The sequence below is a fragment of the Flammeovirga sp. EKP202 genome (assembly GCF_014534745.1).
GTDB lineage: Bacteria > Bacteroidota > Bacteroidia > Cytophagales > Flammeovirgaceae > Flammeovirga.
In genome coordinates this window covers 1-12,273 of the sequence record NZ_JACVVP010000036.1, presented here as the reverse complement: position 1 = coordinate 12,273, position 12,273 = coordinate 1, and the positions used below count along the sequence as shown (strand labels likewise).

The 12,273-nt window shown below is 30.0% G+C and carries 9 protein-coding genes; all 9 read left to right on the top strand.

Annotated features, from left to right (window positions below; genetic code table 11):
• The first annotated feature begins 70 nt into the window (after positions 1-70).
• The 9 genes from IC221_RS19760 to IC221_RS19720 all read left to right on the top strand — a co-directional run bounded on the left by IC221_RS19760 (position 71) and on the right by IC221_RS19720 (position 11,902).
• Positions 71-223, top strand: a complete 153-nt coding sequence (locus tag IC221_RS19760) for a hypothetical protein (protein ID WP_188170612.1) — start codon at positions 71-73, stop codon at positions 221-223.
• Positions 224-455: 232 nt separating this feature from the next.
• Complete coding sequence (locus IC221_RS19755; protein ID WP_156152365.1) at positions 456-608, top strand: hypothetical protein; 153 nt, start codon at positions 456-458, stop codon at positions 606-608.
• A 189-nt stretch (positions 609-797) separates the two neighbouring features.
• A complete protein-coding gene (locus IC221_RS19750) occupies positions 798-1,259 on the top strand; it encodes a hypothetical protein (RefSeq protein ID WP_188170611.1) in 462 nt (153 codons plus the stop codon).
• A gap of 775 nt (positions 1,260-2,034) precedes the next feature.
• Positions 2,035-2,496 (top strand): cold-shock protein, encoded by a 462-nt coding sequence (locus tag IC221_RS19745; protein ID WP_188170610.1) that lies wholly within the window; start codon positions 2,035-2,037, stop codon positions 2,494-2,496.
• A 152-nt stretch (positions 2,497-2,648) separates the two neighbouring features.
• Positions 2,649-2,840 (top strand): cold-shock protein, encoded by a 192-nt coding sequence (locus IC221_RS19740; RefSeq protein WP_044206309.1) that lies wholly within the window; start codon positions 2,649-2,651, stop codon positions 2,838-2,840.
• Positions 2,841-3,561: 721 nt separating this feature from the next.
• Positions 3,562-4,407, top strand: a complete 846-nt coding sequence (locus IC221_RS19735) for a hypothetical protein (RefSeq protein ID WP_188170609.1) — start codon at positions 3,562-3,564, stop codon at positions 4,405-4,407.
• 394 nt (positions 4,408-4,801) lie between these two features.
• The gene (locus tag IC221_RS19730) at positions 4,802-5,905 is read left to right on the top strand and encodes a hypothetical protein (protein ID WP_188170608.1); all 1,104 of its coding nucleotides are present in this window, start codon (positions 4,802-4,804) and stop codon (positions 5,903-5,905) included.
• Positions 5,906-6,205: 300 nt separating this feature from the next.
• Positions 6,206-6,886, top strand: a complete 681-nt coding sequence (locus tag IC221_RS19725) for a hypothetical protein (RefSeq protein ID WP_188170607.1) — start codon at positions 6,206-6,208, stop codon at positions 6,884-6,886.
• Between the two features lie 804 nt (positions 6,887-7,690).
• Positions 7,691-11,902: a hypothetical protein gene (locus tag IC221_RS19720; RefSeq protein WP_188170606.1), complete on the top strand. Its 4,212-nt coding sequence runs from the start codon at positions 7,691-7,693 to the stop codon at positions 11,900-11,902.
• Positions 11,903-12,273 lie beyond the last annotated feature (371 nt).

Sequence of the window (12,273 nt, the reverse complement as noted above, 5' to 3'; positions counted from 1 at the left end):
TTAAATAGCTCAGTCTTTTTCGCTCAAAGGCTGGTCTGAATTGATAAACAAAAATTAAATTACCATTACTATGAAAACTGTTTTTGGAATTATTGCTGCCCTAATTATTGTTATCGCCACTGCTACGACAGTGATGTATACTTCGGCTTTGCCGGGGTTAGAAGATGAAGCGGTAACAATCACAAAGGCCAATGTTGGTACAATTGTATCAATGCAGAAGTAATTATTTGTCGCTCAAAATTATTTCGCTCATTTAAATTAAAGGAAGTACTGGGACAAAGTTAACGGAGAGTTTTAGATTATTTTTCAGGTAGTGCCGTAGGGGCGTTGCTTTGCAGCGTCCACACAAATCGTCATGGAAAATTTTCTAGGAAGTCTGTCAACCCTATGCCTATTGCTTAAGAGTGACGACGTTTTTCAAATTAGCTCAAAATAAAAATTAATTTACTATTACTATGAAAACTGTTTTTGCAATTATCGCTGTTATAATCATTGCTATTGCTGCTGTGACCACAATGATGTATAGCACTGCCTCTCCTGGATACCAAGAAAAAGAGGTAAAAGTATCTAATGTGGAAGCTGACACATTGGTTTCAGTAAAAAAATAAACACGGTTTAAGTTTAGATTGAAAACGAGGCTATTACGTATGTAATGGCCTTTTTCTATGTCATATTTTAATGAATGATAATAGTATAAACTTTAAAAATTAATCAATCGTATGAATTAATGTAGTTTGTTTTCAATTGTACTGTAAACTCACTTTTCGTCCATTGTTCCACTAATAAAATAATAAGGTATGCAAAAGTTATTATCGTTTTTCTTAGGCTTGTTGCTAATTGTATGTAGTAGTTCATGCAAGGAAAGGACACTCAATGAGGCAATACCTAAGACGACCACTTTTGAACTATCACATGGAACATCCATAACGAAACAACAAGGGTCATTTACAGATACCGTTAAGATTTGGATCTATGCACCTGGAAAAATAGCGAACCTTCTGGTAGAAAATGAAGATATGAGTATTGATTTGGCCATGGAAACCAAGTCTCATTATGAAGAACAAGTTCATTATTCTTTACTGAATGGTAAATATTATTATCACGTAAAAGGAAATACCGAGGCGACAGTTTACTTGATGAAAGAAGTATTGAATGACCTTGAAGTAGGTCAACATAAGTTCTTTTTCTATGTGCAAGATGAACGAAGTGATCCTCCTAAAAGCCAAGAAATAACCATCAATGTGATGAAGAAGAAATAATACAGTGTTTTTTACCCAACCCTCTATTCTATAAGGCTACTCATTAGGAGTAGTCTTTTTTGTTTTGGTGTTAAGAAAAAAATGAAGAAGAAGGAAATTTGAAAGCAGGTCCTACAAAATCATGTAGTATTTTGTCAACTAAGTTATTTGTGGTTTTTAGAAATCAGGAGGTTTCTGCTGATCTGTAAGAGACGAATGACACTATTGCTTAACATTCGTGTCAGTGGACTTTCTACTCAATTCGTTTGGTACTTCTTCCCCGGCCTTGAAGGGAAAAGCGTTAAGAATTTTATGGATTGAGCCGTTAAAAATGATTTTGCTGTTTGAGCGCAGCGAGTTTAAAATCATTTAGGCGAAAGGAGTGAAATATAGCTTTTGACTTCAAAGCCTTGAATTTTTTGCTTCGTTTTTGTTTCAAGACAAAAATGAAGAAGAAAGAAGTTTGAAAGCAGACCCTATAAAATCTTGTAGAAAGATCAATTGAAAGTTAAAGAAAACTTAGTTGAGTATTAGGTCCTATTGTCTCTATGTTTAAAACTTAATAATAGTTTCTATTTGAAAGCTAGAATGTTATTAAAGTTTACTATTTGATTTAAAATATTTTTATTGAAAAATAAATGCCTACCTTTGTAGTGCATGAGGTATTCGTTTTTTTGAATACACATAACTTTGTATTTACTTTTCATTTGAGATATAATCTTTTTCCAAAAAATTTATTTATTGAATGTTGAATACTTACCAGGTTATACTTGGCAGTAACTTTTAAAGATTCAATATGGGTAGATCTCAACAGACCTTTAATAAATTAGAGAAGGATAAGAAGAAAAAGAAAAAACGTGAAGAAAAACTAGCTAAAAAAGAAGAGCAGAAAAAGAATAGAGTCAAAGGCGATCTAGAAAATATGATGGCGTATGTGGATGAGTTTGGTAATATTACCTCTACTCCACCAGATCCTGATAAGCCAAAAGAGAAGATCAAATTAGAAGACATTCAAATTTCAACTTCGCGTCAAGAGGACATTGAGGAACAAAAAAGACAAGGTCGTGTTGATTACTACAATCCAGATAAAAAGTTTGGTTTTATCATAGAAAAAGGTTCGAGAGAACGTTATTTCTTCCATATCAGCGATGTAGATGAGGAATATAACATTCAAGAAAAGGACTTTGTGTCATTTGACTTAAAAGATACACCAAGAGGTAGATCTTGTATTGATATTACAAAGGCACCTAAAGAGTAATCATGTTTGAAGTCTACAACATCAGTAGCAATTCAATCATCAATTAGTATTGTAATACTTTTTTCATTGAAACACTATTTTGTGTAGTGTAAGAATGAAAGAGTATATTTTATATATAAATTCTGAAAAGAAGGTTTTAATTAAATATAGTTATGAAACAAGGAACAGTCAAATTTTTCAACGCTACAAAAGGTTTTGGTTTTATCGTAGATAGCGAAACAAACAACGAAATCTTTGTACACATCTCAGGTTGTATTGACGAGATCAAAGAAAATGATCAAGTACAATTTGAAGTTGAAGAAGGAAGAAGAGGTTTGAATGCGGTAAACGTTCAACTTTCATAAGCTGATTCAAGTTCTTGAAATGAAAGGCTACTCATGGTGAGTAGCCTTTTTTTGTGCCTGTTTTTCTATGTTCTACTTCCAAGCTCCACCTCTTCTTCATTTTTCCATTGATGAAAAACGAAGCAAAAAATCTAGGCTTTGAATTCAAAAGCTAAATTTCCTTCCTTTCGCCTCAATGATTTTAAACTCGCTAAAGCTCAAACAAGAAAACCATTTTTTACGGCTCAATCCATGAAATTCTTAACGCTTTTCCCTTCAATGCCGAGGCACTACCAATCTAATAGGGTAGTAATTTCACTGTCGCAAATGTTAAGCGGCAGCGTCATTTTTGTCCTACTAATCATCAGAAATCTCCTGATTTCTAAGTGCGATAAATAGTCAAAAACTTAGTTAACAATATATTTTGCCTTTTAAAAAAACATCTAATTGTCTCTTAATAATTGCTTTAAATCTGAAATCAGATCTTCTCATGTATCGAAAATGAAATACAAATTTAACACTCAGTTTATTTGGTGTTATTAACAAATCATCTATATTGTGGTATCTCTTACAATAAAACTAAAAGCAGCAAGCAAACTTACTTTGAAAATTAGCTAAATACTTACTTGGTGTAATAGAGAAGAGTAAGAGGTTATTATTAATAGATATGTGCTATTGTTACTTTTTTTAGATTAAAGTTAATATGGTGTTTATTTAATGTTAGTAACCAAAAGTCTAAATCATGAAAAAATTATTTTTAGTTCTAAGTTTTTCAATATTGTTTTCCTATTTGTTTGCAGAAGAAAAATCATCTTTCAAAGCACCTGAAAATGAGTATTTGATAAATAAAATGATCGATGAATTAGAGGATGAAAGCAAAGAATACAAAAAACAGATGAAGGAGTGTGACCGGTTAAGAAATACTTTTTCAACCATTGAGTCCGAATTGAAGGCTTTAATTCAGTCTTCTAATGACTCGTCATCACTTTTCAATTCATTAAAGTCCAAAGGTTTTGTAAGATTGAGTAGGTCTGATTATGAGGAGTTTGAAAACTATGATCTTAAAAGTATTGGAAGGGATGTTTCACGCTCAATGTTCAAATTAGATATTCTTTTAGAAAGAGTATTCTATCCCGAAGATTACCCATCCCAAAATTTTGATTTCAGTAAAATTAAAGGTGATTTAAACGAAGTTACTAGATCTGTTGGAAATGGAATGATGCAAATCAATAAATTAAAATCTAATTTAGAATTATTAGTATCAGATAATCATTCAAAACTGGAAGCTCTCTACACTAACAAAGGACAAAGCTCCGATTTACATAAGGTTGCAATTTGGTTAGGTCTGCCGGCTTTTTGTATAACAATTTTAATCCTATTTCTATTTCCATATTATTTAGAAAGAAAAACAGAAACCACTGACCCGAATGCAAACAACAAACAATATCTATTGGATGTAGCTACCGTATTATTATTAACAATGACTATTCTTATTCTTGGTTTAGCCAAAATGATAACTGGTGAAGTTTTAGGAACTTTGCTAGGCGGAATATCTGGATATGTGTTAAATCGAAATATGAAAAAATAGGTTATTAATAACTAGGACTTAGTTTGGTCTTTAGATCCAAAAATTAAGTTCTAGTTGAACAAAGGTGCTGTAAATTTTCTTACTTTTAGCTGTATGGGAATTAGGAAGATCTTTTTTCGTTGAGAACTTTTCTATATATTACTTCCCCGGCCTTCTAAAATAAAATTGCATTTGCTCACGAATTGAAAACGAAATACAATTTTTTAATTCCTTTTGTTTTTTGTTATTCGTAAATTCTTTAAATTCAAGCATCTCTTACAAAAACTAAAACAACAAGCGAACTTATTTTTGAACTTTAGCTAAAGACTTGGTGTGATGGTGTGAGAGGTTTTTTTAATAATGAAATATTTATTCTAACAATTATTTATCAAGTTTTAGATTATCAACTAACGATATGAATAAAAAAAATACCTTTACTCTAATTGTCATATCGCTTTTAGTAGCGATTGGTTTATTGCTTCTGATGGTGTTTGCTAAACCTTTACAAATATTAGGGATTCTTCAAGATAGAGTATTTTATGTTTTACTTGTTTTATTAGGTATATTCTCCGCAATTTTTGTTTTTGGAGTGATTAAGTCAAAGTCTTTAGCAGAAGTAGAGGGTGTTTGGAATGATATACGATTTCAGCTAGGTGGGCCTGCAGCATTTGCATTTTTAGTTATTCTTGGAGGTTTTTGGTTAATACCAAGAGAGTCGTACTTTGATTTGACCGTACGTGCTGTTGATTTAGATGGGAAAATTGTATTTTCAGAAAGAAAAGCAAATGTAGAAATTTATTTACCAACAGGTATTCGCAGAGGAGAATTTACAAAAGATGGGGAAGCAGTTATAAAAACACTTCCTATTGAATTGCTAAATACGAAACAAAAGATATTGACTGATATTTATTTTTATCCACAAGATGGGCAAAATAAGCATTATGAGTTAACTAAGGATGTTGTTGAAATTTCACATAGGTTTGATGGAACAGGTACAACTACTGGTTTGTTAAATGAAAGAAGAGCTAATTTAATGTTATTAGAATTATTAATACCGTTTAGAATTATTAGTTCTCAGATAAATTCAGACAATTTAGAGGTGGATTTTATTCAATATTGTGAAGTTGATTTTTTGGATAGGATTAGAAATTTTGACTTAAGTAGCAATATTAATGTTGATGATTCATTGATTAATGAATCATTTGATGTGCTAATAGAAGAAAGCCCAACTAGTTTAACAATAATAAATGGAAAAAATTATAATGAGGTAATTAATAGAGCTGCAATTAAATTTAAACAAAATGTGAACCTACTTTCTCAGGTTCAAGCAGCAGGAATTGATCCTCAAATTCAAAAAGATTTAATTGTTATTTCACAATCTAACTTTATACATATTGCCTCAGGAATGACTGATTATAGTATCAAGCATATTGATGAGGGTATGCTTTCAGATTTTTGCCAAATGTTGAATCAGATTTCAGATCGAAACAACCTTAATCCTTTTGTTGTATTTTACTAAACCTTCAACTATCCAAAATTAGTTTACACTTCTTATCATTTGTGAAAATTGCATTTTCTCAAAAATTGAAAACGAAATACAAATTTCATATTCGTTTTGTTTCTTGTTATTTGTAAATTCTTTAAATTCAAGCATCTCTTACAAAACTAAAACAACAAGCGAACTTATAAGGAAATTTAGCTAAAGACTTGGTGTGGTGGTGTGAGAGGTTTTATTTACAGGTAAATGCTACTGTCATATTATTTCAATAATGTGACATAATGTTGTTTATCAAATGTTGTACACAATTAGAATAAATCAATGAAATACTTAAAGAAACATTTAAGCTCAATTATAATATCATTAGTAATTGGTGTATTTATTTTTTACATACAGCCGATCTTAAGTTACATAGGAAACAAAGTAGTTGATTTTTTAATTTTTACGAGTGATTCTTTTAGCGAATCATATTATGGAAGTATTGCATTCAATAATCCTTTCTTATTTGACGATTTTAATAGTTATATATTAACTATTGGTACCGTTCTATTTTTTCTTGAGCTATTAAAGAATTTTCTTGAAAGAAGAAATAAATTGATAACTAAAGCAACATCCAACCTTGATAGGATACGGAGTTTAAAAGAAAAAATTAAAGAAGAGAAAAAAGAAATTGATAAGAGCATAGTTCAGCAAGAATTAGAAGAATTAGAAACATCAACTGAAAACCTCTCCCTTGTATTAGAAAAGAAAAGCAACAAATTTTTGACGTTGACAATATTAATTTCTTTCATGGTTATTTTGCTTTTTTCCAATTATGCCTTGAACAAATCTATAACTAAAGAGAATGTATCGTTTAGAAATAAAATGATTGTTCTACTCCCAATTATAGGTGAAAAGAATGTTAATTTATTGAAAGCTGAATGGACACAAATGAATAATTCTAATGACTACAAATCAATCATGACCAAAATTGAAAAATACGAGCAGTCCAAAGTAGATTAACTGTGTACAATAATTAGGGCTTAGTTTGGTCTGAAAGGCCAAAAATATAAACTCAAGTAGAACAAAAGAAGTATTGATTATCATACATTCCTTGTATGGAAATAAGGAAGAACTTTTCGCTTTACGGAAGGTTCTTTTTTCGTTGAGAACTTTTTTTATTACTTCCACTTTTTTTTATCACAAACGACAATCGATATAAATACCGTTGTAGTAACGTTGCCTGCAACGTTTTCAGAACCACAACACGCACCACTCAAAACAAAAATCTCTATGTAGGGATGTTGCATTGCAACGTCCTCATAACCACCAAAAACGGACTACATATAGAATGTAACCCCTAAAATAGGACAAACCAACGTGTTTTGTATGTTATTTTTGAAACGAAATACAAATTTTACGTCCGTTTTGTTTCTTGTTATTTGTAAATTCTTTAAATTCAAGCATCTCTTACAAAAACTAAAACAACAAGCGGACTTATTTTTGAACTTTAGCTAAAGACTTGGTGTGATGGTGTGAGAGGTTTTAATTAAACAATGTAGAGAAATATAGTACAATAAAATATAGGTATCTTTGATGTTGTATACATTGCTATGAGATAGCACTATCTAATAATAACTTGATTTAAATTATTGTATAATTGATTTTAAAGTTTGTATAAGAAAGATATTTTTTTTGTAAAGTGGCATTTGTTTCTAGATACTAGTTAGAGAATCCTATTTATATATTTGTCAACCAAATAGGTTGACGCTCAAACGAAAATTTGAAAAAGAGTTCAACTTTTGTGTTAACTCAGATAATACTTACATGAAATATTTAGATAAGGTAGAACTGAATTGGGACAGATTGTGGTGTAAACAAGGTTACATTTTTGCACTTGATGAGTCTGGTTTTTTATTTGACCCAGATACTAAGAAAAGTTTTTATCGTAAAACGAACGTTGTTAAATACTCAGAAATTAATAAGTTACACTGTCTTATTTTACTAGGAGAACCAGGAATTGGTAAATCTACAACTTTAAGAAAAGAGTATCTAAAACATAAAGAAAAACAGAAGGAAAAAGCTATTTTCATTTATAAAGATTTAGGTGAATATGGTGATGAAAATAGACTCATTGATGAAGTGTTTAAATCAAGGGAGATAGAAGAATGGTTTAAGTCAGATAAGCCTTTGTATTACTATTTAGACAGCTTCGATGAATGTTTGCTTGAAATAAAACGATTATTTCAAATTCTAAAGAGGCAATTCGATAACTTTAAAGATATTTCAAGTAGACTTTTTATAAGAATTACTTGTCGTACTGGATTTTGGTCTGATTACCTAACTCTATATTTGAAAAAACTATTTGGAGGTGAGAATGTTGAAGCTTATGAACTTACACCTTTAAAGAAATTAGATGTTAAATTAGCAACCAATCAAATTGGTTTAAATTCAGAAAATTTCATTAATGAATTAATAGATAAGGAGTTACAGCCGTTAGCTATAAATCCTTTAACATTAGACTTCTTAATCCAAGAATATATTAAAACAAATAGTTTTCCTTCTTCCAAGCAAGAATTATTCTATTATGGTTGTAAAACTTTATGCTCAGAACCGAATTTTGAGCGTCAAATGATTTACAAAACAAGTAACCTTTCCCCTGAAAAACGAATAGCTCTTGCTTCACGAATTGCGGCTGTTATGATTTTTTGTAATAAAGGAGTAATTGATTTAGGTAAAATTAAAACATATTCTAATGATAGAATAACTGTTGATTTACTTCTTGAAGGAGAAGAAAATACTGATGATTTTAGTTTTGAATATATTCAGCAAGATTTAATTGATACAATAACTAATACTTCACTTTTTACAAGTCGAGGAAATTTATTATTTGGTTTTACTCATTTAGCATTTGCTGAATATTTAGCTTCAAAATTTATTGCAAATAATCACTTGGAAATAGAGCAGATTAAATCCCTGATTTCTCTTTCAACAGACGACGAAGATAAGGTCATACCTCAAATGAAAGGAGTTGCTTCATGGCTTAGTATCATTGACACAAAAGTTGCAGAAGAAACAATAAAAAATGACCCACAAAATATATTGCATGGCGATTTGGATGTTTTAAGTATTAGTTATAAAGAAAAGATAGTAGATTCATTATTAAAGAAATTTAGTGAGAATACAATTGTAGATGGAGATTGGGGACTACATAAACAATATAAGAAACTTAATCATCCAAACCTTTATCAACAATTGAAGCCATATATTGAAGATAAAGAGAGAAATTTTTTACCTCGTAGGGTTGCAATTGATATTGCAGAAGCCTGTAAGTTATATGAATTAAATTCTTGTCTTTTGAAAGTTGTATTTGATGAGACTGAAGATATTCATATAAGAAGTCATGTTGTACATGCTTTAATTGAAATTGGAGATTCAGAAACTAAAAAACAATTAATTCCACTTGCAACTCAACCCCAAGAGCTAGATAAAGATGATGATTTAAAAGGCTACGCTTTACAAGCATTATGGCCTGATATTTTAACTACTAACGATGTTTTTGAATTTTTAACATCTCCGAAAAGAAGTAATTATAGTGGTGGTTATGTATTCTTTATGTATTTGCTACATGATAGTATTACAAAATCTGATTTGGATTCTGGACTTAAATGGATACTAAATAATATTTCTTTTAAAGAAAATATACATTATAAGTTTGGGAACCTTGAAGATGTCATTATAAATCAATGTTGGAATTTCTACCAAAACATCAAGGATAAGAACCTTTTTGCACAGGTGTTATTGTTGAGGATGAAGAAATATCAAACAATTTTTCCTACCCCTCAGAAAATACATAAAACATGGAATTCTTTGTCTGTTGGTAATGAAGTAAGATATTCTATATTTAAAGAATTAATTAAAATTGTTGGTATTGAACAAATTCATTTTGTTACTCATAATGAAATAATAAAAAAGAATGATTTTGAGGAGTTGATTAACATTATTAAACAAATTGAAAATTCAGAATTAATTGTAAAAATTGCTAAAGTATTAAGTTACTTTCACTATTCGGACTCGAAGAGTATTGATATAATTCTGACTTTATGTCAAAAATATAAGGAATTTCAAAGTGTCTTTTCACATTGGTTAAGAACGATTGAAATTGATTCAGAAGAAGCTGACAAGCTTAAAAAAGATTTAGAACAACGTAAAAAATGGGAAGAGGAAGAAAAAGAGAGAGATAAGGCAAAAGAAACAAGAAAAATTGACGTTGCATTAAGAATAACTAATGACATTGAACAATTTGAATCGGATCGAAATATAAGTTCTTGGTATCAATTGTTCATGGATTTAACACTCAGTGAGTCAAGTACACATTACGGAGATGAATTAAATTCAAATGTTTTAAATTTACCTGGATGGGAATATGTTGATTCTAATTTAAAAATAAGAATAATTGAATCGGCAAAATTTTATGTAAATAATTTCAATGACAATAAATCAGAATGGTTTGGTACAAATACATTTCATCGTCCAGCAACGGCAGGTTACAAGTCATTAGTTCTATTGTTTCATTTACAGAATTCTTTTATTGAAAAAAGTTGTTCTACTATTTGGGAAAATTGGAAACATATATTGATTGATTATCCAGAATCATATGGTATTGGTGGGAAAGATGAAACATATCTTAGTTTAATTACATTAGCGTACTCCAAAATACCCAAAGGAATTGTTGATATAATTTTAGAAAAAATAGACATTGCTAATCGAGATGATGATAATCATTTAACATTCTTACACAAAATAGATTCATGCCTTGATGACGCATTTCAGAATGCATTATTGGAAAAGGTAAAAGACTCAACGCTAAAACCCTTAATTAAAAACATATTACTTACCAAGTTATTGGAAAAAGAAAATAAAGATGCGAGTAACTACAATATTGAGTTGTTCAATAAATCAAAAGGGGAAGAGAAGGTTCTTTATGCTAAATCTCTTGCAAGTTTCTGTAATAGTCAGATTTGGGATATAATAATGAGTGAAATTAGATCTAATCCTGATTTTGGAAAAGATTTTTTCTTGTCATTCGTCAATACCTATGATGTTAATATGATTCCTTTACTAGAAAGGTTGTCTGAATTACAAAGTTCTGAACTCTTTTTATGGTTAATTGACACTTTCCCTCGTGAGGAAGATCCTGTTTTTGAAGGAGCTCATATGGTAGGTAAACGAGAGAGTGTTGCTAATTTTAGAGACCAAATACTACGTGATTTAACTGGAAAAGGAACTAGAGAATCAATTCAAGCTTTGGATAAAATCAAGTCGGAAAGAAAAGACTTAAATATTGATTTTTATCTAGTTGAAGCAAAAACTAATTTCCGAATTAATAATTGGGAACCGTTATCTCCTAAAGAATTATTATTGCTTGCGAAAAGTTCTAAAGTAAGGGTAATTCTAAATCCAGCAGATTTACAAAACCTTGTTCTTGATTCATTAAAACGTTTGGAATTTATTTTACAAGGGAGTAACTCTTTATCAGGAGTTCTTTGGGATAAAATTGATAGTAAGAAATTTAAACCTAAATCGGAAGAACATTTGTCTGACTATATAAAACACCATTTGGATAACGAATTAAGAGCGAATGGTATTTCTACATATCGTGAGGTGCAACTGAGAAAACCAAACTATATACCAGGAGGAAAACAAGGTGAAGTAACTGATATTTTTGTGTCTTTTACAGACCCCAAATCTAAAGAGGCAATTGAAGTGATTATAGAAATCAAAGGCTCATGGAATGAGGGTGTAAATACAAGTATGGAAACTCAACTAAAAGATAGATATTTGGAAACAAGTAATTGTAAACATGGAATCTATTTGGTAGGTTGGTTTAATTGTGATGCTTTGGTTAGTCATTCAAATAAGACTGAAAAATCAACTCTAATTGAAGCTAAAACATTTTACAACGAAGAGGCAGATAAACTCTCAAACGATAATAAATTGATTAAATCTTTTGTTTTAGATTGCTCATTAAGAAATTAAGTGATGCAAACTCTATAACTTATTTACTTCCCTCATCTGTTTTGACTGTTAAGTGAAAACGTCACGCTGAAATACTTTAAAATAAGTTTGTAACTCATATTATTAGTTCTAAAACCTTTTTATTAGGTCCTTAATAAAAAGTCCAAACTTTTAGTTTTTTACTAGGATTGGACTTTTTTGCTTAAAAAATGAAGAAAATTAAAACATCAATTTTTTGTAGAAATTCCAATTGAAAAGTAAATGCTTATGTCTTGTGGTTCGTGCGGACGTTGCAATGCAACACCCCTACAAAGCACTATAGTTACCCCATCAAAATGGACTGCAATCAAAATTAATAATTAAGTAAATTGCAGTATTATGAAAAGTAAAAG